The organism is Biformimicrobium ophioploci, assembly GCF_030270605.1.
In the GTDB taxonomy this organism is placed as follows: domain Bacteria; phylum Pseudomonadota; class Gammaproteobacteria; order Pseudomonadales; family Cellvibrionaceae; genus Biformimicrobium; species Biformimicrobium ophioploci.
This window is the reverse complement of record NZ_BSYJ01000002.1, coordinates 532,335-559,169: the sequence shown is the minus strand read 5'-3', so window position 1 is coordinate 559,169 and position 26,835 is coordinate 532,335. Positions and strand designations below refer to the sequence as shown.

The window sequence follows — 26,835 nt, the reverse complement described above, 5'->3', positions numbered from 1 at the left end:
TTGCCGCACAGCCTAACCTATAGCTCGTCGCGTTCATCCCCCGCACCTGTTGCCGACTGCCATGCCGCCCACTACTTCCGGGGCGTACGCGAGGAAAGATTCAGGTATTTTTCCACTACTTTAAAGGTTTCCTCTTCCGGCGCATAGAAGGCACTGTCTTCGCCGTATTCAAAGGTGCCACTGTCCAGCAGGCCGTTGGTGATAAACACCACTCCGACCCCTTTCTCCCGGTTGAAATACATATCCGAGATCAGGCCATACGCCTCGCCGGCATGGCCGACCATCGGCAGGTTGCCGAAGATTCGGTCCCCGCCCTTCTGCCCGGTGATTCGATGCGGGCCAAGGCCCCACTCATGGAACAGGTTATGGTAGCTGTCGCCGTTTTTGCCATTGAATGTCCATACCGCGCCATCCATCAGCGCAACGGTTTCGGGCTTGAGTATCCTCACCCCGTCGTACTCGCCCCCGTTCATCAACATCTTCATAAACCGCACAAGCGATACCGCCGAAGTCCTGAGACTCCCCTGCGGCCCAAACAGCAAGCCGTTGTGCCCCGGGCGATAAGCACTGAAATCCCTGGCCGGGTGCCCTCCGGCGAACCGGTCCGCCTGCGGCTCGGAAGCGCGATAGAGAACCGCCAGATTTTCAATGCCCTCTATTTCGTATACGTTAAAACCGCCGTCCATTCCCAGTGGTTCCAGAATTTCCTGCTTCACAAACAAGTCGAAGCGCTGGCCACTGACCTTTTCGACCAGGGTCCCCAGCACACCGGAATTTACATTTGCATAGGTAAAGAATGGCCCGGGTTGCTCACTGCCCCACATGTCCGCAGTGAAATATTTACCGCTTTCCTGCAACAGTGTGCGGATGCCGAACGGAGATTCCGGGGTCAGTGCCCCGGAAGAAAAATCAAAATAACCCTTGCCGTCACGCAGGCCCGATGTGTGCGACAGCAGCATTTTGGCCGTGATCGGTACCCCGGCAAACTCCGGATGCCTGAGGCTGAAGCCCAGGTAATCGCTGACGTCGCGATCCAGGTCAATCTTGCCGGCTTCATACAGTTTCATGACCGCGACCGCCGTCGCCATCTTGGAGATGGAAGCAATGCGGTACATCGTCCGGTCATTGACCGGCCTCTGCTGATCCAGGTCGGAAAAGCCGTAATGGAAAACACTGTCGGCGCTGCCGTCGGCAACGACCACCGCAGACATGCCGACCAGGCGGTTCTTGCTCGCCACGTCCCGTAACGCCTTATCCAGGTCCAGAGCCAGCACCGGGCTGCAGATAGTCAGGAGTGCCGTCGCGCAAGCGGTAGTCAGCATGGTCAGAAAAGGACGGGAGTAATGTCTGGACATATCGGGTTCTTCTTGTATTAGGACTGTCGGTTACTTTACCGGGTCTCAGGGTAGATACTAAATATCGCGCAACAAGTTAGCTCCTATCGGTCGCAGGCCTGTGTGTTTTTTAGTCAGAAATAGCCTTTTTTCACGCGCTTACCCCCGGGCCAGATACCCGATCAGGTTTACCAGCACGGTCAGCACGATGGAGGCAATCAGCATGGCCTTCCACGGAAAGAAGACCTTTATTTTTGGCTCGTCGCCCGCCTCCCGGCGCTCGATGGCACGCCGGGCACTTTCCTCCATTTTTTCCTGCGCCTTCCTCGCGGTGCGCGGAAACAGCATCGGCAACAGGTTGATCAGCACTGTCAGGACGACAGACGCAACCAGCGAGTAAAACAGAAATTCCGTCATAAACACTTCTCCCGGTGGTCCCGCGGCCCACACCTCGAGCCAATCGGTACCATTGTGCGTAGCAAGACAGCAAAGCTGACGCCAGTTTCCAAATTCCACTGCAGGCGACAGGTATACTTGCGCCGATATTCCAAAGCAGATGTACCCACATCCATCCTAACGGGATAAAACCATGAACAAGAACCTGATTTTCCCGCTGTTACTGACGCTATCTGCCAGCCACACCGTCCTCGCTGAAGACAAGGACGAAATGATCGCCAGCGCACTGAGCGCGGGTCCAAAGTCGGTCACCGCCGATGCCACGATCAAATCCCCGGATGGGAAAGTCTTACGCAAGGGAACAAACAGCTATACGTGCTACCCGCAGCAGGAAGCCATGGGCCCGATGTGCAATGACGCGACCTGGGATGCATTGATTGCCGCACTGATGAGCAAGCAGGACTTCAAACCTACCAGTTTGAGCATATCCTATATGCTGGCAGGGGAAGGCGATGCACCCGGTGTGAGCAACAGCGACCCCTATGCCACCGATCCATCCAAGGTCGATGACTGGATCAAGGAAGGGCCCCACCTGATGATAATCGTTCCGGACAAGTCCATGCTGGAAGGATTATCCACAGACCCCAAGGACCCGGTGTACGTCATGTGGAAAGACACCCCGTACGCCCACATTATGGTAAGGATCGCTGAAGAGTAGTCAGGCGCCCAGAGGTACAGGTTTCTTGCGCACACATCAGCAAAGGCAGAAACGGCTATCGCAGGCAGGCACAAGGATTATTTGTGCCTGCCTGCCCGTTATTGCCGTGCCTTATGCACTTGCGGAAACTGAAGAAGAAGAGAGCGTCATCTCCGACGACTACTGGGATAAGGCCATTATCTTCGAAAAAGAGAATGGCAATTACCTGCATTTTACAGGGCGCGTGCAGCTTGATGCACCACTCATCGTATCCGACCAGGGTGATCATTCAGACCTCACGATGCGGCGCCTTCGGTTTGGTCTCCAGGGCAAGTTTTCGGATGCCGTCATCAGGCTCGAAGCGGACCTTGACCTGAACGGCGCGCTGCGCAATGCCTATACCCGCATCACCGATGCCAACATCACCTGGACATTCGAAAACGACAGCAAACTGCGCCTGTTCAAGCAGAGAGCCGGCTTCACAATGGATGGCGGCACCTCTACCAAGAAGCTGTTGACCCCGGAGCGCAACAACCTCACCAATAACCTCTGGTTTACCAACGAGTACTACACCGGTATTACCTACGCCGGCCTGTTCTCGGATGACTGGGCGTACTTTGCCGGCTACTACGTTAACGACGGCGCAACCGGTGTCGGCATTGAAGACAGCAATTATTTCACCCTGTTCAGGTTGGGCCGCAGGAATGACACCTTCCGCCTTTGGGATGAAGCCACTTTCAGGGTCGATCATATTCGCGGCAATGAAAACAACGACCCCGATTCAGAATTGCGTAAATTCACCGAAATCACCAGCCTGATCGCGAACATCAACAAGGACAAGTGGGAGCTTCACACGGACATAGCCTATGGTGATGGCTATGAGGAGCAGGGAGATGTTTGGGGGCTCGTTGTCATGCCGGCCTATCAACAGACAGAAATCGTACAGTGGGTTGGCAGGGTTACCTACGTGGAGAGCAACCGCCCGGAAAGTGTCCGCCTGAATCGTTACGACAACCGTGTATTTTCGGGCTTGGGCGATGTCTACACCGAAGTGTTTGGCGGTGTGAACTTTTATCTGAACAAGCACAAGTTCAAAATACAGGTTGGTGCACACCTTTCCGAACTCAATGGCGGGGAGTCCGAATATGATGGCTTTGGACTAACGGCAGCGCTGCGGGTGTACTGGTAGCCGGGTCCCCGCTCAAGGTTGAAACGCCATGGCATTCCCAGGCTCTAATGCCCAGTGGTAATTGCCCAATATCATATCTGCAGCCTTCTCCGCGAGCACACATCCCGCAGAGCCACTCCCTCAACCGCCCCGAATATCTCGCCATGTCAAACGCCGGGTGGATACCTTTCTTTCCATTGATTGTTTCTACAACCCGTTGGCAACAGCCGAAAGGCGATCAGTTCTTAACTGAATTGTTAGTCAAATCGGGCTAAACCACCCTTCCAGATACCAATTTATCTGCATAAACTTCCGTTAAACATGTCACAAAAAACAGCATTAAATGAATTGCACATTCAACCTATTTATTGCATAAAAGCCGAGCAATAAAAGGGAATCATCAAAGTTGACAGTTCCCAGATGACAATAAAAACACATGTCTACGGAGATACTTAATGCCTACCAAGTCCATATTAAAGAAAGCAGGCCTTGCTTTAGCCGGCTTAGTATTAGCTAGCTCTGCTAATGCAATGAAATTAAAACAACAAAACCTCGAGCAGTTAACCGAAGCGTCACAGAGCATTATTGCCGGACAGGTGATTACGGTGACTGACGGCTTTGATGATAAGAAACGCCCTTATACAGAAGTAACGATTAAAGTTGGTTCAGACGCTAAAGGTAAGCACGCTGACGATTCAACATACACTTTCCGTCAATTCGGTTTATTGAAGCCTCGCTCTATGGGTAACGGTAAAGTTTACCTGGGTGTTTCTCCGGAAGGTTTTGCCAAGTGGCATGAAGGCGAGCAGGTGGTTGCCTTTATGTACAAGCCAGCATCTATTACCGGCTTCCAGACCACTGCAGGCATGGCACAAGGTAAATTCGTGGTAACCAACGGTAAAGTTTCTAACGGTTTTGAAAACGCTGGCTTATTCGAAAACATGGATACTTCTGGTTTCTCAGCAGAAGAACAAAACCTATTAACCACCCCTGGTGCAATGGATGCGGCTGCGTTTATGAGCATTGTTGGCAAATTAGCGGGAGCACAATAATAATGAAATTCTCTAAATTAGCAGCAGGCATTGCAATCGCAACTATGTCGGCAGGCGCATTAGCTGGCGGCCCTCTATATATTCACGATAAAACCATGACACCATACAAGTGGGATACCTCGAAAGGTTCAATCCCTGTTTGGGTTGATGGTGGCCCATTAGTTGCCGATAAAGACGGCAACATGGTTCAGGCATTTACCGTTATTGAAGAAGGTACTTACTTCGGTTGGAGAGGCCTGACTCAAGACGTTCATACTGCTGACGGCCAAGTACTTCCTAAAGGCATGAAATATGCCGACAAAGACTATATTTTCTTAAATATTGACCAGGCGAATGCTGTAACTGCAGATGCTGTTAAGCAATGGTCTGACGTAGAAACCTCTACCCTGGCCATGGATGTTCGCGGTTCAATCGAAAGCCAGATTGGTATTCAGGACGTTAACGCTGAGAACGTTGACCAAATCTACGGCACAGAAAACGGTTACGGTTTCTGGGTTAATTACGATACTGATGGCTCAATCCTGGAAGAGTACTTCGGTATCCCTCGCTCTATGGTGCTTGGTATTGCATTCCCTGAATGGGCGGATGAAGAAACCGGCGAGATCACTGAAGCAACAGCACTAATGAACGGTTGGTTCGTTGACGCAAACGACAACGACGGCAAGATGGTTCAGGGCGTATTCACGCATGAATTCGGCCATGCGATCAACATGTCTCATTCACAAGCGAATGGTCATATGGCCTATATGGCAAGCCCCTGGAACTATATGTATGACGGCGTTCCGGGGTGTGAGGGCGTAAATGTATATGCGGGCAGTTCCTATTTAGGGGAGCTCTTACCAGCAAACGCCATTGAAACCATGTTCCCGTTTATCGACGTAAGGAGTGATGCCGGTCTTCAACAAGGTACAGTTGAGATCACAGACGATAAAGTCAACATTTCCGACCTTTACCCTACCGCTGAGTACAAATCTCAATACGGCTCTATCTCAGGTAAGTTATTTACGAAAGAAGGCGTTGAGTACTCTGGCGTTAACATGGTGGCTCGTAACGTCAACAACCCGCTTTACGATGTAATCACCCAGCAATCAGGTAATATGACGCAAGGTCGTGTAGGCCCTGACGGTTCATTTACGATTAATGGTTTAACCCCAGGTGAAGAATACGTACTTTACATGGATACCATTAAAGCCGGCGGCTACCCAACCACACCCATGGCACTTGTCTCTGAAGCGGAATACTGGAACGAAGGTGAAAGTGCAAGCCCAGCACAAGATGGTGCTTGTGCAGTCTCAACCATTCAGGTAGCTGGCGGTGAAACCAAAGAAATCGAAATGCATTTCAACGGCTACACGGACGGCATCCAGTACACGCCATTAGTCGCGGCTTTCGTAATGGACCACTCTAAAAATGGTAAAAAAGCCTTAGGTACTACGCAAGGCGGCTTACCATTTATGTATGACAGCGCAACTAACACGTTTGACGTTTTATTAGATGACGAAGGCCAACCGCTGCTGAAGAATTTAAACCCAGCAATGAACAAGACAGCCACTAAAGCTGCGGTACTTGCAGACTTTAATGGCAATGGTGTCGGTGGACCTGCAGTATGGAATATTCGAGCAAACCAAGTAACGCCCCTGCAAGACCCGAATGGCAATACCTGTACAATTGGTAGTGGTGAAGGTGTGCATTCAGCCTCTATCTGGGATATTGATGACGCTGGACAAACAGTAGTCGGTACTACTCGTGTGTCTAATCGCTTTGATGGCAACTTTGCTTGTGATGAAGGACAAGGTCACCTTTCTTTTCCTGTACCAACCGTTTGGGATACAACCACAGGTCAAGCAAACTTATTACTTGATAAGTTGATGTTTAAACCCAAGCGTTGGGGATCAGGCTGGGATGCTGTGATCATGAATGAAGACGGCACAGAAGGTCGAACCGCAGCCTGGATCCGTGCAGACCGTGTATCAGGTAATGGTAAAACTATTACTGGAATGACCAACGGTAGCGACCTGGTTGCCTGGGTTGACGGCGAGTTACATGACCTTAAAGCTAAGGGCGCACGTGACAGTGCTGTCATGTCGACAGACGGTGTTAACGTTGCATTCGGTACGCGTGGTGATGGCATCCAGGTCTGGAATACCGAAACGGATGAGTTAACGTCGATCGGTGGCTTTGAACACTGTACTGACGCCCCAGCTTTAGGACGCTTTGGTATTAACTACTGTGACTACTACCCGAAAGAATTTATTTGGGAACAGCTAGGTCGTTACGCGTCAAATATGGTACTTGATGCAACAGAGGATTTGTCTGTTATCACCGCGCGTACTGGCAGCTTCTTCACAGGTTTCCAGGGCTCATTCTACATCGAAGGGTTGGGCTGGATGACTAACGAAGAGTTCTTCACCAAGCAAGGCGTGATTGAAGCGAAAGGCCTGCTGGCAGACAACATCTTCGGCGTTAGTGCAAACGGCTCTGAGATGATGGCGGGTATCGCTGGCTTGGAAGTGTCTATTGAAGTTGATGCAAACAAGGCTTTTGTTTGTGACAACGGTGTGGACATGCAACTGAGCTTTCCTAAACAAGTGGTAGCAGCAGTTAAGAAGGGTGCAGAATTTGGTCGCTGCGCACACCTGAACAACTGATAACAAACTTGTTATTAAGTAGTACTGTAATGGCTCGTTGATTCGAGCCATTACTTTTTCTGGAGTAGTAAATGAAACTAACAAATTCAATCTTTCTGGCTGCTTTTCTTTTTTCAGCCACTGCCGTCGCCAACAATCAAACAATTGCCGTTGTTAAAACGGCAGAAACTGAGAGCGCAGGCGAATTGACCATGCCGAAAAGCTTACTGGGCAAGTGGGTGTTAGATATAAAAGCCAGCAATCAACTGGCTACTGAGAAAACAAACAGTGATGCGAAGTTTGCTGACATGATGCCGAAGATTATTGAGCTCAGCAAAAAGGTCAGTTACGAGTTGACCCCCACGACAATAACGATGAGCAATGGAGAAAAATCTCTGGAGATTGATATTACTTTATATCAACGAAATAACAATGAGTTGATGTTTGAAATATCCAAAGGTGAACAGAAAGATCACTTAGTTATCAAATTTTTAAATAAAGATACAATTCAAGTACTTGATAAGCAGTTTCTAGGTTCAGATTACTTAGCCTGGAAGAGGGGGAAAAACTAGTACCATACAGCGATAAATTGCCAATGTAGGGTTTTTCCCCAGCATGACGCCCGCCTCTAAACAGGTCAATTATTGCCATGGAATATATCGCCTTGCCGCATACGTCTCTGGGTGAATTCGGTTATATGGCGGGCTTCACATCTATCACCAACTTCAGCCGCGTATTCAAGCTCTGGACGGGTTCCTACACCTGGGGAATTTCGGCGAGCGCACAAGCAATAAGCCGGCCTGCCCGATTCGGGGCTACTGTCGATATCAGTCAGCAGGAGGCAGTGGCGTGCTCCGCAAGACGAGGTACCCGGCGATACCCGCCACAAGCGAACCAACCAAAACACCGGCCTTCGCCTGTATCAGTAGGTCCCTGTGATGATAGAAGCCCAGCTCGGCAATAAAGATGGACATGGTGAAACCGATACCACCAAGCAGTGCAATACCGATGATATGCCGGAATGTGACCCCGGTGGGCAGCTCACCTATTCGCAACGATACTCCCAACCAGGCCATGCCCGCTATGCCAATCAACTTGCCGAACACCAGCCCCATAGCCACCCCGATTGTCACCGGATTGGCAACAGCCTCAGCGCTTTGGAAGTGCGAGAACGGGATGCCGGCATTTGCCAGCGCGAAGATTGGAATAATCAGAAATGCCACCGGCAGGTGCAGCCGGTGCTCCATCCGCTGTAGCGGTGCCTGGGCCCGGTCAGCACCGTCCGCCAGAGCTGTCACACGCATACGCATCGCGTCATTGCGGATAATTTCATCTCCGGGTCGATAGCTGGAGTCAAAGCCCCGCATCATCTCCTTCACGAAAGAACTGAAGGCAACCGGATCGTATTTCGGCTTGGCCGGGATAGCCATTGCGGTAACCACTCCCGCAAGCGTTGCATGCACTCCGGATTTCAGGAAACAGATCCAGAGCAAGACACCCAGGATGATATATCCCAGCGGCTTGTGTACTCCGGCAAAGTTCAACAGGAATAGCATCGCGAATACGATTCCGGCTGCGGCCAGCGCCACAAGGTTGACCGACTCTGTATACCAGATGGCGATGACCATGATCGCGCCCAGGTCATCGACGATCGCCAACGCCACAAGAAAGGTGACCGCTCCGTGTGGCACCCTCGCGCCCAGCAGCGCAATGCACCCGACCGCAAACGCAATGTCCGTTGCCATGGGGATACCCCATCCGCGGGATGCGGGTTCTACGCTGCCATTGATCGCATAATAAATGAGTGCCGGTACCAGCATGCCGCCGATTGCCGAAAGTACCGGCAGGCAGGCCTGGCGAAAATGTGACAATTCGCCAACCCTGAATTCCCGCTTGAGTTCCAGCCCCACCAGAAAGAAGAAGATGGCCATCAGGCCGTCATTGATAAAATGATGCAGCGACAGGGTAATCTTTGCATCACCAACACCTAACGTGACGGGAATATGCAGCAGGTGCTCATATGCATCGAGTAGCGGTGAGTTGGCAATCACCAGCGCAATCACCGCACAGATCATCAACAGCAAGCCACTGGTGCTCTGACGCTGGATGAACTCGTCAAAAGGCGAGATCAGGCGTACGAAGGCCTGCTCCAGCGGGGCCTCGTAGACCTCACCCTTGCGTATCTTGAATTTGTCGAGATTGATTTTCGCCATAGACCACTGTGAACAAAAACAATAAACCAGTCGGACAGCCAGAATGGCGCCCTCTTCAAAGCATAGAGCTTTCCCGCGCCGGCATTCAGGACTAATATGCCTCCCACCGAATCAGAGCCGCTTCCGATGCCCAGAGCTGACCAGCTACTTGTCGATTTGCAACTTGCGAATTCCCGCACCCACGCCCGCAAACTTATCGATGGCGGGCGCGTGCAGGTACGTAGTGGCCCTGCCTGGGAGCCGCTCAGGAAGCCGAGCCAGAAGCTGGATGCCAGTGCGGAGATCCGGGTCGAGGCGCTTCCTGAAGACCGTTTTGTGTCCCGCGCGGGACTAAAACTGGAGGCAATCCTCGAGCGAACCGGCATTGACGTACAGGGCTGGCATGCTCTGGATGTGGGCTGCTCGACCGGCGGCTTCAGCGATTGCCTGCTGCAACGCGGTGCAGCCCTCGTGGTGGGCGTCGATGTGGGACATGACCAGTTATCCCCCAAGCTGCGCAACGACCCGCGCATGCACCTCTACGAAGGCGTGAACGCGCGCAACCTGAATACCAGCCTGCGAGAGTCCCATGCTCCAGCGGGGTTCGATGGCATCGTGATGGATGTTTCCTTCATCTCCCAGAAGCTGATCCTGCCACGGCTGCCGGCACTGCTCGCCGAAGGTGGCAGCCTGCTCAGCCTGATCAAGCCGCAGTTCGAGGTTGGTCCTGAGGGTATCGGCAAGGGTGGTATTGTCAGAGACGAAAAACTCTACCCGCAAGTCGAGCATGCAATCTGCGAACTGTGCGAATCACTGGATTTGCGCGTGCAGCACTATATCGACAGCCCGATTACCGGTGGCGACGGTAACCGGGAGTTTTTGCTTTGGGCTATCAAGAAATAGCCCGGGGGAGCATCAGGCGTCTAACTGCTTGTCGGTACGGGCCGCCATGATGAAATCATTCTTGTGCAAGCCACCTGCCTCGTGGCTCCACCAGGTAACCGTGACTTTGCCCCATTCCGTCAGCAACGCGGGATGGTGACCCACTTCTTCGGCGATCTCACCAACACGGTTGGTAAACGCCAGCGCCTGCTTGAAATTGCGGAACTTGAATACCCGTTCCAGCTGCATGATTCCATCGCGGGTAACCGGCGTCCAGTCCGGAACCTCCCGAATCAGTTCAGCCAGTTCTTCATCACTCACCAGTGGGGCATCTGCCCGGCAGGCTTCACAGGCCTGGGCCGCAAGCTCGGTCATTGTCTTCTCCTCGTCATCTGTTTCTTTATTTTGGGATTACGAAGCCGTATAAGACGACTTTAGAATGCGGGTCACTCTACCCCCAGTCCATCGCCTACACAAGGGAAGCAAAACAACGATGAAACACACGCTTGGCATCCTGGCCCTCGCCATCACTGTGGCTGCGTGCGGCCAGAAAACTGACAGCCCTGACCCGGTCACAAAACCGGCAGACCTGGCTGCTGAGAAAGCCAGCCCGGTAACCGGCAAACACACCCTCAACCAGAGCGACTTCGAGCAATTCAGCGACGCCATGGTTGCGCAGCTCTGGCGCCTCTTCCCTACCTGGGCCATCAGCCAGGGCTACTATGACGTCGACAGTGAACTTTCGATTCCTGACGCGGCGCACCGCGAAAAGGTAGCCGGCTTCGCACGCAGCTACCTCACTAAAATTGGCGGCATTGACCCCAGCCAGCTTGACGCCAGCGCGCGCAGCGACCAGGCACTGATTCGCAACTTCCTGGAAAAAGCCCTCTGGGATATTGAAACCTTCAAGTCGCACGAGTGGGACCCATCCTCCTACAACGTATCCCATGGCTTCGCCCTCCTCGCCAACACCGATTACAAACCGCTGGATGAACGCATGCGCACCATCAGCCAGCGCATGGAAAAAGTGCCGGCCTATTACCAGGCTGCGAAAAGCTCGATCACCACACCCGCCAAACCATTGCTGGAGCTGGCCATCCAGCAAAACGAGGGTGCCCTCACTGTGTTTGGCGACACGCTCAAGGAGCAGCTGGAGGTCAGCGGCCTCAATGAGGAAGAGAAGGCCGCGTTTAGAGACAACCTGAAGAAAGCCAAGGCAGCCATTGAGGGCTATGTGGGCTTCCTCAAGGAAAAGAAAGCCGCGCTGGACGCAAATAATGGCTACCGCAGTTTCCGCATCGGTGAGGACTTTTACGAGCAGAAGTTCAAGTACGATATACAGATCGGCATGAGCGGGCGTGAGCTGTATGACCGCGCCCTGACCGAACGCACCAACATTCACGACAAGATGTCGCAACTTGCCGACAAGCTCTGGGGTAAATACTTCCCGGACCAGGAGCCGCCAGCAGACAAACTGCAGAAAGTCGGCCTGCTGCTGGAGAAGCTGTCCGAGAACCATGCCACCAAGGAAAACTTCAAGGCCGAGGTGGAAAAGCAGATTCCCGAGTTGGAAAAATTCGTTACCGAAAAAGACCTGCTGACACTGGACCCGGAAAAACCGTTGATCGTGCGTACCACCCCGCCGTATATGCGTGGCTATGCCGTGGCCTCCATCAATGCGCCGGGCCCGTACGACAAGGGCGCCAATACCTACTACAACGTCATGCCCATCCACGAATTCCCGGATGACAAGGCTGAGAGCTTCCTGCGTGAGTACAACAGCTACCTGATGCAGATCCTCAATATCCACGAGGCGATCCCCGGGCACTACACGCAGCTTATTTACGCGAACAAGTCCCCCAGCCTGATCAAAAGCATCTTCGCCAATGGCGCGATGATCGAAGGCTGGGCGGTCTATACCGAGCGCATGATGCTGGAAGCAGGCTACGGCGACTTTGAACCCGAGCTGTGGCTGATGTATTACAAATGGAATCTGCGGGTAATCACCAACACCATCATCGATTACGGTATTCAGGTACTGGGCATGACAGAGGAGGAAGCCGTCAAGGCCATGATGGAGCTCGCCTTCCAGCAGGAGGCTGAAGCCCGCGGCAAATGGCGCCGGGCGACCCTGAGCCAGGTCCAGCTCACCAGCTACTTTGCCGGCTTCGCCGATATCCTGGCACTACGGGATGAAATGAAGGAAAAGCTCGGCGACAAGTTCGACCTCAAGGCCTTTCACGAGCAGTTCCTGAGCTACGGTAATGCGCCGGTGCCGGTGATTCGAAAGCTGATGCTTGACGGGCAGTAGTGCTCACCAGACCTGAAGGCTATGCCCCGCGGGCGGGCCTCACGGCTCACTCGCGGGTTCTGTCCAAAGCTTCGCGGCAAACCCGCATCAACTCCTGCACTTCGGAAACTCTGGGATAATTGGGGCGTACCAGGAAGGCGAGGCGTCGATGCGGGCCCGGTTCACTCAGGTGAATCGCCTTTAACTGCGCACTCTCACGCAATAAAGGCTCCAGTGCGATTTCCGGCACCAGCGTCGTACCCAGTTTGCCCTTTACCATCTGCACCAGTGTATTCAGACTGGTAGCACCGAAACCATGGTTCGCAGTCTGCTCCGGGAAACGGCACGCCGCCAGCGCGTGGTCTTTCAGGCAATGCCCCTCTTTCAGAAGCATCAGGTGCGACTGATCCAGCTCGTCGCTGGCAATTTCCTTCTGGCCTGCGCCGATATCATCCGCATGCGCTACCCAGTAAAAATCCTCTTCCCAGAATTCAAACGCCAGTAACCCCTCGTGCGGATAGGGCAGCGCCAGTATCGCGGCATCCAGTTTCCCCTGGCGGAGCATATCCACCAGTGGCGCGGACTGCTCCTCAACCACATTGATGATGAAATCCGGATACTGCCTGCTCAGGGAGGGCAGCAGGTCCGGCAACAGGTAGGGACCAATAGTAGGGATCATGCCCACCCTCATGGGTGCACTGAGCGGCGCCCTGCGGCTATCCGCCAATTGCTCCAGGTCAGAGACCTCGGTCATGATGCGCTTTGCACGGTCCAGCACTTCCTGTCCCTGCGGCGTAACCAGTACCTTTTTGTTATCGCGCTCGAACACCTGCAGCCCCAGCTGTTTCTCCAGTTCATTGAGCGCAGTACTCAGCGCGGACTGGCTCACGTGGCAGGCCTCTGCGGCCTTCTTGAAGTGCAGGTGCTGCTCCACCGCCAGTGCATATTTAAGTTGTTTCAGAGAAATCATCGTTTCTTATCGATCAATTATTGAGATCATCGTATCCGAATAGATCAATTTCTCCAATGATACCCGCCTGCAATCACGCGCAGGTTCAGAAAAACTGATCGTGAACTTCAGTTTTTTGTGATGTCTGTTCCAACCCGCTGCGCTTAACGTCATTCGCCGTATCTGGAAGCAATATCCTCTGGAGGAATAAAAATGAAACTGGCGAAAGCAATATCCTGCGCCATCACTGCGGGAGTGATCGGGCTCGGGGCCTCCCTGCCCGCGAGCGCAATTACCGAGGCAAAGAACAACCAGTTCTGGTGGCCCGAGCAACTCAACCTCAGCCCGCTGCGCCAGCATGGCAGCGAATCCAACCCTTACGGCCCGGACTTCAATTACGCCGAGCAATTCGCCACGCTCGACCTGAACGCGGTCAAGAAAGATATCGAAGAGACCCTGACCGAGTCCCAGGACTGGTGGCCGGCAGACTGGGGCCACTACGGCCCGCTTATGATCCGCATGGCATGGCACAGCGCCGGCGTCTATCGCGTACATGACGGTCGCGGCGGCGCCGCTGGTGGACAGCAGCGCTTTGACCCGCTCAACAGCTGGCCGGACAACGCCAACCTCGACAAGGCACGCAGACTGCTGTGGCCTGTGAAGCAGAAATACGGCCAGAAGCTTTCCTGGGCGGATCTGATGGTACTGGCGGGCAATGTCGCGCTGGAGTCCATGGGGTTCAAGACTTTCGGCTTCGCCGGTGGCCGCTCCGACGACTGGGAGCCCGACCTGGTTTACTGGGGCCCCGAAACCAAATTCCTCGATGACAAACGCCGCGATAGCAAGGGTAAGCTCAGGGGCCCGCTGGCGGCCGTGCAGATGGGCCTGATCTACGTTAACCCGGAAGGGCCCGGCGGTAACCCGGATCCCCTGCTGGCAGCACAGGACATCCGCATGTCGTTTGGGCGCATGGCCATGAACGATGAGGAAATCGTGGCGCTGATCGCCGGTGGTCACACGTTCGGCAAGGCGCACGGTGCCAAAAGCCCGGAGAACTGCGTGGGTGCCGAGCCTGCGGCCGCAGCAATGGAAGAACAGGGCTTTGGCTGGAAGAACAAGTGCGGCTCCGGCAAGGGCGCTGACACCATCACCAGCGGCCTTGAGGGCGCCTGGACTGTCACCCCCACGCAGTGGTCCACCAACTTCCTCGACAACCTGATGAACTTCAACTGGGTGCTGACCACCAGCCCCGCCGGCGCCAAGCAATGGAAGCCGGACTTCGAAGGTGCCGACAAGCTGGTTCCGGATGCGCACATCAAGGGCAAACGCAACGCGCCCATGATGCTGACCACCGACATCGCGCTGAAGGAAGACCCGGAGTTTCGCAAGATCGTTGAACGCTTCCGCAAGGACCCGGCTAAATACGAGCTGGCCTTCGCGAAAGCCTGGTTCAAACTGACCCACCGCGACATGGGTCCACGCGCACGCTATGTCGGCGCCGAAGTACCGAGCGAAATACTGTTGTGGCAAGACCCGCTGCCGCAAGCCGAATCCGGCCCAATCAGCGCCGCACAGGCAAAACAGCTGAAGAAGTCCATTATCGATTCCGGCCTGTCCGTGCAGGAACTGGTGAGAACCGCCTGGGCTTCCGCGTCCAGCCACCGGGTCACCGATATGCGCGGCGGCGCCAACGGCGCTCGCATTCGCCTGAAGCCGCAGGTCGACTGGGCTGTGAACAACCCCAAGGAGCTGGGCAAGGTGCTCTCCCGACTGGAACAGGTGCAGAAATCCTTCAACCAGAAGTCCGGCAAGGCAAAGGTTTCCCTGGCCGACATGATCGTGCTGGGTGGCGCCGCGGCAATCGAGCAGGCCGCCCGCAAGGCCGGCCATGAGGTGGAGGTGCCCTTCGCACCCGGGCGCGTCGACGCCAGCCAGGGGCAGACCGAAGTGGCGTCATTCGCCTATCTGGAGCCGACCGCCGATGCATTCCGTAACTATTACGATGCGTCCAGCTATATGGGTCCGGCGGAGATGATGGTCGACAAGGCCAACCTGCTCGGCCTGACGGTACCGGAAATGACCGTGCTGATGGGCGGCATGCGCAGCCTCGGTGCCAACCACAAGGACAGCAAGCACGGCCTGTTCACCAGCCGGCCCGGCACCCTGACCAATGACTTCTTCCTGAACCTGCTGGATATGGGCACGGTCTGGAGCAAGTCTGCACAGGAAGGCATCTATGAGGGTAAGGACCGCAAGACCGGACAGGCCAAGTGGACTGCCACTCCGGTGGACCTGATCTTCGGTTCAAACTCAGAGCTCAGGGCAATTGCCGAGGTCTACGCGTCCAGCGATGCCAAGGACAAGTTTGTTGAAGACTTCGTCCGCGCATGGGTCAAGGTTATGCGCCTGGATCGCTTCGACCTGAAGTAAACGTTCGCCTGAAACGAAAAAGCCCCGGCAACTACCGGGGCTTTTTTGTGCGCGGAACAGCCTAGTTTACTTAACCTCGACCGCGCCCTCTTCAATCTTGGCCTGCCAGATCTGCGGGCCGGTCTGGTGCACGGATTCACCAGTAGAGTCCACAGCGACCGTCACCGGCATGTCCTCGACCTCGAACTCGTAAACCGCTTCCATGCCCAGCTCCGGGAACGCCAGCACCTTGGACGACTTGATCGCCTGCGCCACCAGGTAAGCGGCGCCACCGACCGCCATCAGGTATACGGCCTTGCTGTCACGGATGGCGTCGATCGCTACCGGACCGCGCTCGGCCTTGCCGATCATGCCCATCAGGCCGGTTTCTTCCAGCATGGTACGGGTAAACTTGTCCATGCGCGTTGCGGTGGTCGGGCCAGCCGGGCCAACAACTTCCTCGCGCACCGGGTCCACCGGGCCCACGTAGTAGATAAAGCGGTTTTTCAGGTCCACCGGCAAGCTTTCACCGCTGGCCAGGATATCGACCATCTTCTTGTGCGCGGCGTCGCGGCCGGTCAGCATCTTGCCGTTCAGCAGCAGGGTGTCGCCCGGCTTCCAGCTGGCCGCTTCCTCACGGGTCACCTCGTCCAGGTTTACGCGCTTGACGTCACCGCCACCCTCGCGGGCAATTTCCGGCCAGTCGTCGAGGTTCGGCGGGGTCTGCCTGGCGGCACCGGAGCCGTCGAGGGTGAAGTGCGCGTGACGGGTCGCTGCGCAGTTCGGGATTATCGCAATCGCCTTGTTGGCGGCGTGGGTCGGGTAATCTTTTACCTTCACATCCAGTACGGTGGTAAGGCCACCGAGGCCCTGGGCACCAATACCGAGCTTGTTCACTTTTTCGTACAGCTCGAGGCGCAGTTCCTCGGCACGGTTGGAGGCACCGCGTTCCTGCAGATCCTGGATATCGATCGGGTCCAGCAGGGACTCTTTCGCCAGCAGCATGGCCTTTTCTGCCGTGCCGCCGATGCCGATACCGAGCATACCCGGCGGACACCAGCCGGCACCCATCTGCGGCACCATCTTCAGGACCCAGTCCACCACGGAGTCAGACGGGTTCAGCATGGCGAACTTGCTCTTTGCTTCACTGCCGCCGCCCTTGGCTGCCACATGCACCTCAACGGTATTGCCCGGCACGATATCGTAATGGATCACCGCCGGGGTGTTGTCTCCGGTATTCTTGCGGGCACCGTCCGGGTCGGACAGGATGGAAGCGCGCAGCAGGTTATCGGCAAAACCGTAGGCACGGCGCACACCCTCGTTGATCATGTCGGACACGCCCATATCCGCATCCCACTGCACATCCATGCCCACTTTCACCTTCACAGTCACGATACCCGTGTCCTGGCAGATCGGGCGGTGGCCCATGGCGCACATGCGGGAGTTGATCAGGATCTGGGCCATGGCGTCTTTCGCCGCCGGATTGGCTTCGCGCTCGTAGGCGCCGTGCAGGGCCTTGATGAAATCTACCGGGTGGTAGTAGGAAATAAACTGCAGCGCGTCGGCGACGCTGTCGATCAGGTCGGCCTGCTTGATGATGGTGGGCATATCAACTCCCCGGGGTCGCTCAAATCAATGTGCGCGGGAGTTTACACTAAAAGACTATTGGGGTCAGAGGATGGGAGGGGTCAGAGCGAATGCTCTGACCCCTTTAGTCGGACTTGTGGGGTCAGAGCGTAAGCTCTGACCCCTCGGGTCGGATGCGTGGGTCAGAGCTCTGGCTCTGCCCCCATCAATTACTGCGCAGAAGCCGTACTCGTCTGCAGGCTGCGGATCGCATCCTTCAGCTGCACGATGTCCTTGTTGACGCTGCGGCGATAGGTATCCATGGAGTCGATGGCCTCCTCGTTGGAAGATACCCGCACAGACAGCTCGGTACGCAGGGACTTCACCGAGCGGTCCAGCTTGGCCACGGAGTCATTCAGCTCCCGGACTTTCTTGGTGTTGCCGTCAATATTGGCCGCGGCCTTCTTGATCTCGGCGACACTGGCCTCGAGGCTGGCAATCTTCTTCACACCGGCAGACATACCGTCGACACTCTTCTTCAGGCTTGCGAGGGCCTTCTTGTTCGCGTCGATGGTATTGCCCTGAGCGGCAATGGTCTTGCGGTTGCGATCGTAGGCTATGCCCCACAACTTGCGCACTTCAGAGGCGTTCTCCTTGACCTTGGCTGACAGGACCTCCACAGACGCCGCGGACTCCTCGCCGCTCATCTCGAAGCGCTTTTCCAGGCCGGCGATGCGTTCTTCCGCAGATGCCAGCTGCTGGTTACTCAGTTCCAGCTGCTTGTACAGGTAGGCAGCGCCGCCGGCACCACCAAATCCGACGATCAACGCAACCAGGGTCAGGAACGAGAAGGAACCGCCCGACTTGGCTGGAGGTGATGACGGCCTGGTCTGCTGCTGGGCTCCGCCTTTCGGCGCCGCTGCGGCCGGGCGCTGGCCACCGATCGGCCCGCGGGTCTTGCCAATATCGATCTGCGGCGCGCTGCCGTCCAGAGTGGGTTCTTTACGTTCCATCTTGTCTTTTACCTGAGTACTGCGGCGGCCACAGGGGGCCGGGGTAAGGATCTGCGCAGTTATATCAAATTCTGGCGAAAAAGTAAGCGCCCTCAACCTGCATGACTACACATTACTGATCAGTCTGCCGTGAACGGTTCCCATTATGGGATAAAGGCCCTTGCAGCCCCCCGCCAAAGCCCTAGCATTGACCGACTATCCGCGCGCTCTGGCGCGGAACTCAGCCATACTAACAAAGTTTTACAACCTGTTTTTACAACCTGTAAGGGACAACCGATGACACTTCACAAGACCCTCCTTGCAGCCGCGATCAGCACCCTGGTGCTCGCAGGCTGTGAGCAGTCCAAAAAGGCGGAACCTGAAGCCGATGCCGCGACCAAACCGGCAGCGAGCCAGGCGGCCAGTACTGGCGCTGAAAGCCAGTCCGACAATACCGAGAAAGGTGACATCAACGCGCAGGTCAACCAGCTGTTCGAAGACTTCTTCCAGGAGCACCTGAAGCGCAGCCCGGAATTCATGACCTACCTGGGCATGAAAGAGCAATACGGCAAGTGGGACGATAATTCCCAAGAGTTCGCCGCGGAGACCCATGCGATCAACCAGCGTCAGCTGGCTGAACTGAAAAAGATCGATGCCTCCAAGCTGGACGACACCACCAGCCTGAGCCTGCGCATGGCAATTGCCGACCTGGAACAGGACATCGAAGGCTACCAGTGGCGCCTCTACAATTACCCGGTCAACCAGATGTTCGGCCGTCATTCCGGGGTGCCTTCATTCCTGATCAACCAGCATCAGGTCAAGGATGTCAGCGAGGCAGAAGCCTATATTTCCCGCCTGAACGGCATTCCGAAGGTGTTCGAACAACTGATCGAGAACCTGCAGGCGCGCGCCGATGCCGACATCATCGCACCCAAGTTCGTGTTCCCGATTGTCATCGAGTCCGTCAACAACCTGCTGAAAGGTGCACCGTTTACGGACGGCGATGACAGTGCCCTGCTGGCAGACATCAAAAAGAAAGTGGGTGCACTGGAGATCAGCGACGAGGAAAAAACCAAACTGGTGGAAGCCGCCAGCGCGGCCATGACCGAGTCCATGAAGCCCGCCTATGAAAAGCTGGCCGCCTATCTGGGCGAACTGGAAAGCAAGGCCGACGATCGCGATGGCGCATGGAAATTCCCCAAGGGAGAAGAGTTCTACAACTTCGCCCTGAAACGCACCACCACCACTGACCTGACCGCAGAGCAGATCCACGAGATCGGCGTGAAGGAAGTCGAGCGCATCCATAACGAAATGCGCGAGATCATGAAGAAGGTCAATTTTGAAGGTGACCTGCAGGCGTTCTTCGAATTCATGCGTACCGACAAGCAGTTCTACTACCCGGATACGGAAGAAGGCAAGCAGCGCTACCTGAAGGAAGCCACTGCCCTGATCGACACCATGAAGGGCCGCCTGGACGAGCTGTTTATCATCAAGCCCAAAGCAGACCTGATGGTGAAGGCGGTTGAGCCCTTCCGTGAAAAGGCCGCCGGCAAGGCGTTCTACCAATCACCGGCTCTGGATGGCTCACGCCCGGGTATTTACTACGCAAACCTGTACCGCATGAGCGACATGCCCACTTACCAGATGGAAGCACTTGCTTACCACGAGGGTATCCCGGGCCACCATATGCAGCTGGCTATCGCACAGGAACTGGAAGGCCTTCCCATGTTCCGCAAGCTCGGTCGCTACACCGCCTACACCGAGGGCTGGGGCCTTTATTCGGAGCTGATCCCGAAAGAGATGGGCTTCTACGAAGACCCCTACTCTGACTTTGGCCGCCTCGCCATGGAACTGTGGCGCGCCTGCCGCCTGGTTGTGGATACCGGCATCCACGCCAAGCAATGGACCCGCCAGCAGGCGATCGATTACCTCGCCAAGTCCACCCCCAATCCGCAGGGTGACGTGGTCAAGGCCATCGAGCGCTATATCGTGATGCCGTCCCAGGCCACTGCCTACAAGATCGGCATGCTGAAGATTGTGGAACTGCGCGAGAAGGCAAAAGCCGAGCTCGGCGACAAGTTCGACATCCGCGGCTTCCACCAGGTGGTTCTGGCCAACGGCCCGGTGCCAATGAATATCCTGGAGGAACTGGTAGACGAGTGGATTGCGTCTGTTAAGGCCGGCTAACCGCCAGCCCTGCACGGCACTGTCCGACGCAGCCGGCCACCCGTAATGGTGGCCGGCTTTTTTATGCCTTTCGCTGATTAACTTTCGCCCTCCAGCTGGGCCCTCCAACTGAGTCCGGCCGCTGGGCCCTCAACCTCCGTCCGGGTGTTGCCGCTAGTGGATAAACAGTACGGACGTAAGCGAATGTAATTTACTCTGCAAGTAACGCACCTAGAATCGCAGTTTCAAACAGCCCGCTCCAGAGCGGCCCAAAACCGATCAATACGATCAATTTTTATCCGAGCGCGGCATTAAAAGTATGCGCTCAGGCATTTTTACCGTGAACTAACGCACAATTTCTGACAAAATTGCAAAAAAGGCCGCTTCATAATTCTGTACAATCGTACCGCTTTGAAGGGCTTCGGAGATTCGCGCCAGGAAGGCGCCATAGATGTAACAACAATGATAAGCCCGACCATTTATGGATAGGACGCCATGAAACACCTTTTGATCCTACTGACACTGCTTCTCTCCAGTGAGGTATACGCCTCTGCCAAGCAGCAGGACAGCTGCCGCGACTGGTACTGGCCGCTCGCCAATGGCAATCAGATCCCTGTCAGAATTTCTTCCTGTGACACCACCGATGAGCTGTATACCGAAGGACTAAGCCTGCGCGGCCAGAACCTTTCCGGACGCGATATCTACTTTTGCGTCAACCTGGCGCTGGCCAGCGGCATGGAGCAAATGCTGTGCCGACAGCTGTTCGCCGATGAAAAGTTCTTTTCCATGGATTGCCGGGACTGCTTTACCCGCATCGAATCCATGACCCTGACAGACTTCAGCTATCCGAGCCGCACCAACAACCCGAGTGACAACCTGCTGGTGAGCCCGATCGCGGCAACCCTGAAGCGGGACGAAGTCATCGCCGAATCCAAAGAAGAATCCGGGCTGGTGGGCAAGTGGCACCTGACCGGCAAGCTGTCAGCCTCGCGGGTAGACCTGGCGAGTAACTTCGACGCGCAGATGGCGATGAAGCTGCCGAATGGCAAGACCCTCGAATTTGAAGGGCACTGGCAGCTCGACGGCAACCTGCTCACCATGACTTTCCTCGACAGCGAGGGGGTCGAGGGCGTGCACATCAGCATGCCACTGGAGGCCCCCCAGATAGACCCGAACGATGAACAGTCACCTCTGGCACCTCGCGTCGCGCGGATCTACAGCGAGAGCCTGGAGCAGGAAAAATATCTGGGTATGAATGAATTCTATGCCCGCGGCCGCCTGCTTAACCAGGAAACCGTGCTGATGGTGCGCAAGTAATCACAACCGGCTTGCTGCGCGCCAGATTCCGCCCATGAGCCGCAACCCCCTCTAGACTTCGGGAATAGCTATATTCCCGTTCTGGAGGTTCACCATGGCGAGGCTCCGCCGCCCGTTCGAATTCAAACCGCTGGTTGCCAGCATCCTGTTCGCATCCACCACCCTTCTGGGTACAGCGCCGCTATCGTTCGCGGATGATCACGGCAAGAAAGTGGAGTACTCCCCCTACGTCAATCGCGAATTCCCGACCAATGTGTATTTTGGCGAGACCCACCTGCACACGGAGGTTTCAGTCGATGCCGGCACAATGACAACCTCGACCCAGGAAGATGCGTTCCGCTTTGCCCGCGGCGAGGAAATCACCACCACCCACGGCCTCAAGGCGCGGCTCTCCAGGCCCCTCGATTTCATCGTGGTCAGTGACCATGCGGAAATGTATGGATTGATGCCCGCCCTGAAAAAAGGCGATGAAGCCATCCTGTCGCAGCCCAAGGGCAAGGAGTGGTCGGAAAAACTGAAGCAGGATGACCCCAAGAAAAAATTCGCGACCGCCATGGAGATTGTTGCAAGCCTGTCTGAAAAGCAACAACCACTCAAGAGCGATGCAGTGGTAAAGGAAGCCTGGCAGACCTACACCGCGCTGGCGGACAAATACAACGAACCGGGCCGCTTCACTGCCATCATCGGCTATGAGTGGACCGCCATCGGCGGCTACAACCTGCACCGCAATATCCTGTTCCGCAGCGACGCCAAAGCCGCAAACAAGACCATCCCGTTTTCGCAGTATGACAGCCAGAACCCGGAGGATCTCTGGCGGGCACTGGCCGAGTTCGAAAAACAGACCGGCACTCGCGTAATGTCGATCCCGCACAACGGCAACCTCAGTAATGGCCGTATGTTTACCGTGGAGACTTTCGACGGCAAGCCACTCACGAAGGAAATCGCGGAGCTGCGTGCGCGCTTCGAGAAGCTGGTGGAAGTCACCCAGATCAAGGGCGATGGCGAAACCCACCCCGCCCTGTCCCCCAATGACGAATTCGCCAACTACGAGACCTGGGATCGGTCCAACCTGAACGGCACCGAAGTCAAGAAGCAGGAAATGCTGCGCTGGGAGTATGCCCGCGAGGCGCTCAAGACCGGCATCATGCTGGAGGACAAGCTCGGCGTTAACCCCTACAAATTTGGCATGATCGGCAGCACCGATGCCCACACAGCCATGGCGGCCGTTGAGGAGGACAACTTCTTCGGCAAGCATTCCGGCGTGGAACCGGAGCCGCATCGCTGGGAGCACCTGGTCATCGAGGCGCCGGACCCGAAATATAATATTTACGGTTGGGAGCAGGCTCGTCCGGCTACGCCGCAGTGTGGGCCAGGGAAAATACCCGCGAGGCCATCTTTGATGCCATGGAGCGCAAGGAAACCTACGCAACCACCGGCTCGCGCATGACCGTGCGCTTCTTTGGCGGTTATGACTTCAGCAAGGAAGATGCCAATACCCGCATGCCCGCCACTGTCGGCTACAAGAAAGGCGTGCCCATGGGCGGTGACCTGCCCAGCGCCGGCGGCGGCAAGACGCCCTCCTTCCTTGTGGCAGCGATGAAAGACCCGCTGAGTGGCAACTTGGACCGGGTACAAGTGGTCAAGGGCTGGATGGACAAGAACGGCAAGCTGCACGAGAAGGTCTATGACGTGGCCTGGAGTGATGACCGCAAACCCGGTAGCGACGGCAAGCTACCCTCCGTAGGCAACACCGTGGATGTGAAAAATGCCACCTGGACCAACTCCATAGGCGCACCCGACCTGACCGGCGTATGGCGCGACCCGGATTTTGACCCTAATGAGCGTGCCTTTTACTACGCGCGGGTGATCGAGATCCCGACACCGCGCTGGACCGCGTACGAGGCCAAGCGTTTTAATATCAAGATGGATGAGAAGGTGCCGATGACCACCACTGAGCGGGCCTATACCTCACCCATCTGGTATACCCCAAAGTAACCGCTATCGGCGCAGCACTGCGCGGGCCCCTCCGCCCGCGCAATCTTTTTTCAATAGACTGATGATGCCTGGCAGACGAACGCTTACTGTAATACCTTACGCGCGTTCAGTGGCTGTATCGGCCTGTTATTGGGCTCTGGCATCAGGGCCTTGAACAGCTCAATCTGTTTCGCCGAAGCAGATACCGGTGACTTCAAAACAACCCAAATTACGCCTTCAGAACACGGAGGGGTGGTAAGGGAGCCACTGAATCGAAAGTAGTCCAGATTTTCCGGTAGCATATCTGCCACATTTACCATTTCTTTCAGACGATGCCTGCCACCGGCTTTCTTGGGTAGGCGCTTCCACACCTCCGCAAGAACCGGGTTTTCTTCACCCTCTTCCAGCATGACCGCCAACACCGCCAGGTTGCCATCTTCATCGACGTTGACGATGTGCATTTCCATCGGGAAGGACTTGCCATCGATATGATTTTCGCTCGGCGCATGAAAGTGAAACTGCGTGACATGATACCGCTTTCCCTTTACCTCCACGTTGCTACCGGGAATGTAGTTAACCTGCATCGTATGCAGCAGGTTAACCACTTCATGCCCCCCGGCACGGTAGCGAATATCCAATTCGGGCAAATCCGTATCCAGCGCATTTTTGATATCAATCGGGGACTGGTTCTTACCGAACGCACATGGCGAAAATTCGGGGCTGAGACCGCCCCAGTGCTTCGGGCCTATATCCCCGGAATAGCCCCATTCCACTCCTTCACTGGCCACCAGCGCCCCGCAGACACCGGCGAAGGCGGCGCCCAATAAAACCTTCTTCATCCCTGACCTCCATGTTCCTTTTAATACAACGTAGAGCATCCTGCGGTTTTCGTATGGACATAAAAAAGGCCCCGCAATGCGGAGCCTTTTCGAAACGATTCAGACGACTGAAATTCGTTTTCAGAAGCGAGCCATTTTTTACGCTACCATAAAACAGCCCCGCATTGCGGGGCTTTCAGTACAGTTCAGACGACTGTAATTTTCGTTCAGGAGCGCGAATTTTCGCCTTAGGTCAAGGCGCGACTGTTAAGCGAAGCGGAGCGTACTGACAGTACGTGAGCATTTGCGAAACAGGCGCAACGCCGAGATCAGGCGAAAAGGCCGCTCTCTGCACGAAAATTTACATCATGCCGCCCATACCGCCCATACCACCCATATCTGGCATCGCCGGAGCAGCAGAAGCCTCAACCGGCTTGTCTGCAACCATTGCCTCGGTGGTGATCATCAGGCCAGCGATAGACGCTGCCGCCTGCAGTGCGGAACGGGTTACCTTGGCAGGGTCCAGAATACCCATTTCGATCATGTCGCCGTACACACCGGTGCCAGCGTTGTAGCCGAAGTTGCCTTCGCCCTGCTTGACCTTGTCCAGTACCACAGAGGCTTCGTCACCGGCATTGGTCACGATCTGGCGCAGCGGGGTTTCCATGGCGCGCAGCGCAGCCGCGATACCGTGGTTCTGGTCTTCGTTGTCGCCTACTACGTTGGATGCAGCCTGGATAGCGCGCACCAGGGCAACACCGCCGCCAGGAACCACACCTTCTTCAACCGCAGCGCGGGTAGCGTGCAGGGCGTCTTCAACGCGGGCTTTCTTCTCTTTCATCTCTACTTCGGTGGCAGCGCCAACCTTGATCACCGCAACACCGCCTGCCAGCTTGGCAACGCGCTCCTGCAGCTTCTCTTTGTCGTAGTCAGAAGAAGACTCTTCGATCTGTGCACGGATCTGCTTAACACGTGCTTCGATGTCGCCGTGGTCACCAGCGCCATCAACGATAGTGGTGTTTTCCTTGGACAGGGTTACACGCTTGGCGGTACCCAGGTGCTCCAGGGTAGCGCCTTCCAGATCCATACCCACTTCTTCGGAAATCACAGTGCCGCCGGTCAGGATCGCGATGTCCTGCAGCATGGCCTTGCGACGGTCGCCGAAGCCCGGTGCTTTCACCGCAGCTACCTTGACGATGCCACGCATGCTGTTCACAACCAGAGTCGCCAGCGCTTCGCCTTCTACGTCTTCAGCGATAATCAGCAGCGGCTTGGAGGCCTTGGCTACCTGCTCCAGCAGTGGCAGCAGGTCGCGGATGTTGGAAATCTTCTTGTCTACCAGCAGGATGAACGGTGCTTCCAGCTCGGCGCTCATGTTTTCCTGGTTAGTGATGAAGTACGGAGACAGGTAACCGCGGTCGAACTGCATCCCTTCAACAACGTCCAGCTCGTTTTCGAGGGAGTTGCCTTCTTCAACGGTGATGACACCTTCCTTACCAACTTTTTCCATCGCTTCAGCAATGATGGTGCCGATCTGCTCGTCGCTGTTGGCGGAGATGGTGCCTACCTGGGCGATCGCCTTGGAGTCGGCGCACGGCTGTGCAGAAGCCTTGATCTGCTCGACCGCTGCAACCACAACCTTGTCGATACCGCGCTTGAGGTCCATCGGGTTGAAGCCTGCCGCTACGGACTTGAGGCCTTCGGAAACGATGGCCTGTGCCAGAACGGTCGCGGTGGTGGTGCCGTCACCGGCAGTGTCGGAAGCCTTGGAAGCCACTTCCTTCACCATCTGCGCGCCCATGTTCTCGAACTTGTCTTCCAGCTCGATTTCCTTGGCTACGGATACGCCGTCCTTGGTCACGGTCGGTGCACCGAAGGACTTGTCCAGTACCACGTTGCGGCCTTTAGGGCCCAGGGTGGTCTTAACCGCGTTTGCCAGGATGTTTACGCCTTCCAGCATTTTGACGCGCGCGTCATTGCCAAATTTTACGTCTTTAGCTGCCATT

General features: G+C 55.7%; 21 protein-coding genes. 12 read left to right on the top strand and 9 right to left on the bottom strand.

Annotated elements, in window-relative coordinates; all coding sequences use genetic code 11:
* Positions 1-71: 71 nt before the first annotated feature.
* Together QSJ80_RS05870 and QSJ80_RS05865 are read right to left on the bottom strand one after the other, a co-directional pair.
* Complete coding sequence (locus tag QSJ80_RS05870) at positions 72-1,355, bottom strand: serine hydrolase domain-containing protein (RefSeq protein WP_285763452.1); 1,284 nt, start codon at positions 1,353-1,355, stop codon at positions 72-74.
* Positions 1,356-1,493: 138 nt separating this feature from the next.
* Positions 1,494-1,751: a hypothetical protein gene (locus QSJ80_RS05865; protein ID WP_285763450.1), complete on the bottom strand. Its 258-nt coding sequence runs from the start codon at positions 1,749-1,751 to the stop codon at positions 1,494-1,496.
* 172 nt (positions 1,752-1,923) lie between these two features.
* Here QSJ80_RS05865 and QSJ80_RS05860 point away from each other — a divergent pair, with 172 nt between their 5' ends.
* The 5 genes from QSJ80_RS05860 to QSJ80_RS05840 all read left to right on the top strand — a co-directional run bounded on the left by QSJ80_RS05860 (position 1,924) and on the right by QSJ80_RS05840 (position 7,846).
* Positions 1,924-2,448 (top strand): hypothetical protein, encoded by a 525-nt coding sequence (locus QSJ80_RS05860; protein ID WP_285763449.1) that lies wholly within the window; start codon positions 1,924-1,926, stop codon positions 2,446-2,448.
* Between the two features lie 106 nt (positions 2,449-2,554).
* Complete coding sequence (locus QSJ80_RS05855) at positions 2,555-3,616, top strand: porin (protein ID WP_285763448.1); 1,062 nt, start codon at positions 2,555-2,557, stop codon at positions 3,614-3,616.
* A 434-nt stretch (positions 3,617-4,050) separates the two neighbouring features.
* Positions 4,051-4,647, top strand: a complete 597-nt coding sequence (locus QSJ80_RS05850) for a hypothetical protein (protein ID WP_285763447.1) — start codon at positions 4,051-4,053, stop codon at positions 4,645-4,647.
* 2 nt (positions 4,648-4,649) lie between these two features.
* Positions 4,650-7,295, top strand: coding sequence for a hypothetical protein (locus tag QSJ80_RS05845; protein WP_285763446.1), 2,646 nt, complete (start codon positions 4,650-4,652; stop codon positions 7,293-7,295).
* Positions 7,296-7,366: 71 nt separating this feature from the next.
* Positions 7,367-7,846 (top strand): hypothetical protein, encoded by a 480-nt coding sequence (locus QSJ80_RS05840; RefSeq protein WP_285763445.1) that lies wholly within the window; start codon positions 7,367-7,369, stop codon positions 7,844-7,846.
* A 255-nt stretch (positions 7,847-8,101) separates the two neighbouring features.
* On the opposite strand, the gene nhaA is transcribed toward QSJ80_RS05840, so the two are convergent.
* Positions 8,102-9,487, bottom strand: a complete 1,386-nt coding sequence (gene nhaA, locus QSJ80_RS05835) for a Na+/H+ antiporter NhaA (protein WP_285763444.1) — start codon at positions 9,485-9,487, stop codon at positions 8,102-8,104.
* Between the two features lie 126 nt (positions 9,488-9,613).
* Between nhaA and QSJ80_RS05830 the strand changes: the two genes are divergently transcribed.
* Positions 9,614-10,369: a TlyA family RNA methyltransferase gene (locus QSJ80_RS05830; RefSeq protein WP_285763442.1), complete on the top strand. Its 756-nt coding sequence runs from the start codon at positions 9,614-9,616 to the stop codon at positions 10,367-10,369.
* A 12-nt stretch (positions 10,370-10,381) separates the two neighbouring features.
* On the opposite strand, the gene QSJ80_RS05825 is transcribed toward QSJ80_RS05830, so the two are convergent.
* A complete protein-coding gene (locus QSJ80_RS05825) occupies positions 10,382-10,723 on the bottom strand; it encodes a 4a-hydroxytetrahydrobiopterin dehydratase (protein WP_285763440.1) in 342 nt (113 codons plus the stop codon).
* 118 nt (positions 10,724-10,841) lie between these two features.
* On the opposite strand from QSJ80_RS05825, the gene QSJ80_RS05820 reads away from it, so the two are divergent.
* Entirely contained in the window at positions 10,842-12,659 is a 1,818-nt protein-coding gene (locus tag QSJ80_RS05820) for a DUF885 domain-containing protein (protein WP_285763438.1), read from the top strand.
* 46 nt (positions 12,660-12,705) lie between these two features.
* Here QSJ80_RS05820 and QSJ80_RS05815 read toward each other — a convergent pair whose 3' ends face one another.
* Positions 12,706-13,608, bottom strand: coding sequence for a hydrogen peroxide-inducible genes activator (locus QSJ80_RS05815; protein WP_285763436.1), 903 nt, complete (start codon positions 13,606-13,608; stop codon positions 12,706-12,708).
* A gap of 192 nt (positions 13,609-13,800) precedes the next feature.
* Between QSJ80_RS05815 and katG the strand changes: the two genes are divergently transcribed.
* Positions 13,801-16,017: a catalase/peroxidase HPI gene (gene katG / locus QSJ80_RS05810; protein WP_285763434.1), complete on the top strand. Its 2,217-nt coding sequence runs from the start codon at positions 13,801-13,803 to the stop codon at positions 16,015-16,017.
* Between the two features lie 66 nt (positions 16,018-16,083).
* Here the strand turns inward: katG and QSJ80_RS05805 are convergent, their stop codons facing one another.
* Positions 16,084-17,604 carry a fumarate hydratase gene (locus QSJ80_RS05805; protein WP_285763432.1) on the bottom strand — a complete coding sequence of 507 codons (1,521 nt, stop codon included), beginning with the start codon at positions 17,602-17,604 and terminating at the stop codon, positions 16,084-16,086.
* 188 nt (positions 17,605-17,792) lie between these two features.
* The gene (locus QSJ80_RS05800; protein WP_285763431.1) at positions 17,793-18,575 is read right to left on the bottom strand and encodes a hypothetical protein; all 783 of its coding nucleotides are present in this window, start codon (positions 18,573-18,575) and stop codon (positions 17,793-17,795) included.
* Between the two features lie 276 nt (positions 18,576-18,851).
* On the opposite strand from QSJ80_RS05800, the gene QSJ80_RS05795 reads away from it, so the two are divergent.
* From QSJ80_RS05795 to QSJ80_RS05780, 4 genes are all read left to right on the top strand, one after another.
* Complete coding sequence (locus tag QSJ80_RS05795; RefSeq protein ID WP_285763430.1) at positions 18,852-20,741, top strand: DUF885 domain-containing protein; 1,890 nt, start codon at positions 18,852-18,854, stop codon at positions 20,739-20,741.
* A gap of 474 nt (positions 20,742-21,215) precedes the next feature.
* A complete protein-coding gene (locus QSJ80_RS05790) occupies positions 21,216-22,037 on the top strand; it encodes a hypothetical protein (RefSeq protein ID WP_285763428.1) in 822 nt (273 codons plus the stop codon).
* 94 nt (positions 22,038-22,131) lie between these two features.
* Complete coding sequence (locus QSJ80_RS05785) at positions 22,132-23,484, top strand: DUF3604 domain-containing protein (protein ID WP_285763426.1); 1,353 nt, start codon at positions 22,132-22,134, stop codon at positions 23,482-23,484.
* Positions 23,400-24,032, top strand: a complete 633-nt coding sequence (locus tag QSJ80_RS05780) for a DUF3604 domain-containing protein (protein ID WP_285763424.1) — start codon at positions 23,400-23,402, stop codon at positions 24,030-24,032. The genes QSJ80_RS05785 and QSJ80_RS05780 overlap by 85 nt, the downstream gene beginning before the upstream one ends.
* An 83-nt stretch (positions 24,033-24,115) precedes the next feature.
* Here the strand turns inward: QSJ80_RS05780 and QSJ80_RS05775 are convergent, their stop codons facing one another.
* The gene (locus QSJ80_RS05775) at positions 24,116-24,889 is read right to left on the bottom strand and encodes a carbonic anhydrase (protein WP_285763423.1); all 774 of its coding nucleotides are present in this window, start codon (positions 24,887-24,889) and stop codon (positions 24,116-24,118) included.
* A 301-nt stretch (positions 24,890-25,190) separates the two neighbouring features.
* Positions 25,191-26,834, bottom strand: a complete 1,644-nt coding sequence (groL, locus tag QSJ80_RS05770; RefSeq protein WP_285763421.1) for a chaperonin GroEL — start codon at positions 26,832-26,834, stop codon at positions 25,191-25,193.
* Position 26,835: the final 1 nt, after the last annotated feature.

What these genes read in the sequence shown, in the direction of transcription:
- QSJ80_RS05870 (WP_285763452.1), bottom strand. Translation starts at nt 1,355, where the DNA reads ATGTCCAGACATTACTCCCGTCCTTTTCTGACCATGCTGACTACCGCT.
- QSJ80_RS05865 (WP_285763450.1), bottom strand. Translation starts at nt 1,751, where the DNA reads ATGACGGAATTTCTGTTTTACTCGCTGGTTGCGTCTGTCGTCCTGACA.
- QSJ80_RS05860 (WP_285763449.1), top strand. Translation starts at nt 1,924, where the DNA reads ATGAACAAGAACCTGATTTTCCCGCTGTTACTGACGCTATCTGCCAGC.
- QSJ80_RS05850 (WP_285763447.1), top strand. Translation starts at nt 4,051, where the DNA reads ATGCCTACCAAGTCCATATTAAAGAAAGCAGGCCTTGCTTTAGCCGGC.
- QSJ80_RS05845 (WP_285763446.1), top strand. Translation starts at nt 4,650, where the DNA reads ATGAAATTCTCTAAATTAGCAGCAGGCATTGCAATCGCAACTATGTCG.
- QSJ80_RS05840 (WP_285763445.1), top strand. Translation starts at nt 7,367, where the DNA reads ATGAAACTAACAAATTCAATCTTTCTGGCTGCTTTTCTTTTTTCAGCC.
- nhaA (WP_285763444.1), bottom strand. Translation starts at nt 9,487, where the DNA reads ATGGCGAAAATCAATCTCGACAAATTCAAGATACGCAAGGGTGAGGTC.
- QSJ80_RS05830 (WP_285763442.1), top strand. Translation starts at nt 9,614, where the DNA reads ATGCCCAGAGCTGACCAGCTACTTGTCGATTTGCAACTTGCGAATTCC.
- QSJ80_RS05825 (WP_285763440.1), bottom strand. Translation starts at nt 10,723, where the DNA reads ATGACCGAGCTTGCGGCCCAGGCCTGTGAAGCCTGCCGGGCAGATGCC.
- QSJ80_RS05820 (WP_285763438.1), top strand. Translation starts at nt 10,842, where the DNA reads ATGAAACACACGCTTGGCATCCTGGCCCTCGCCATCACTGTGGCTGCG.
- QSJ80_RS05815 (WP_285763436.1), bottom strand. Translation starts at nt 13,608, where the DNA reads ATGATTTCTCTGAAACAACTTAAATATGCACTGGCGGTGGAGCAGCAC.
- katG (WP_285763434.1), top strand. Translation starts at nt 13,801, where the DNA reads ATGAAACTGGCGAAAGCAATATCCTGCGCCATCACTGCGGGAGTGATC.
- QSJ80_RS05805 (WP_285763432.1), bottom strand. Translation starts at nt 17,604, where the DNA reads ATGCCCACCATCATCAAGCAGGCCGACCTGATCGACAGCGTCGCCGAC.
- QSJ80_RS05800 (WP_285763431.1), bottom strand. Translation starts at nt 18,575, where the DNA reads ATGGAACGTAAAGAACCCACTCTGGACGGCAGCGCGCCGCAGATCGAT.
- QSJ80_RS05795 (WP_285763430.1), top strand. Translation starts at nt 18,852, where the DNA reads ATGACACTTCACAAGACCCTCCTTGCAGCCGCGATCAGCACCCTGGTG.
- QSJ80_RS05790 (WP_285763428.1), top strand. Translation starts at nt 21,216, where the DNA reads ATGAAACACCTTTTGATCCTACTGACACTGCTTCTCTCCAGTGAGGTA.
- QSJ80_RS05785 (WP_285763426.1), top strand. Translation starts at nt 22,132, where the DNA reads ATGGCGAGGCTCCGCCGCCCGTTCGAATTCAAACCGCTGGTTGCCAGC.
- QSJ80_RS05775 (WP_285763423.1), bottom strand. Translation starts at nt 24,889, where the DNA reads ATGCTCTACGTTGTATTAAAAGGAACATGGAGGTCAGGGATGAAGAAG.
- groL (WP_285763421.1), bottom strand. Translation starts at nt 26,834, where the DNA reads ATGGCAGCTAAAGACGTAAAATTTGGCAATGACGCGCGCGTCAAAATG.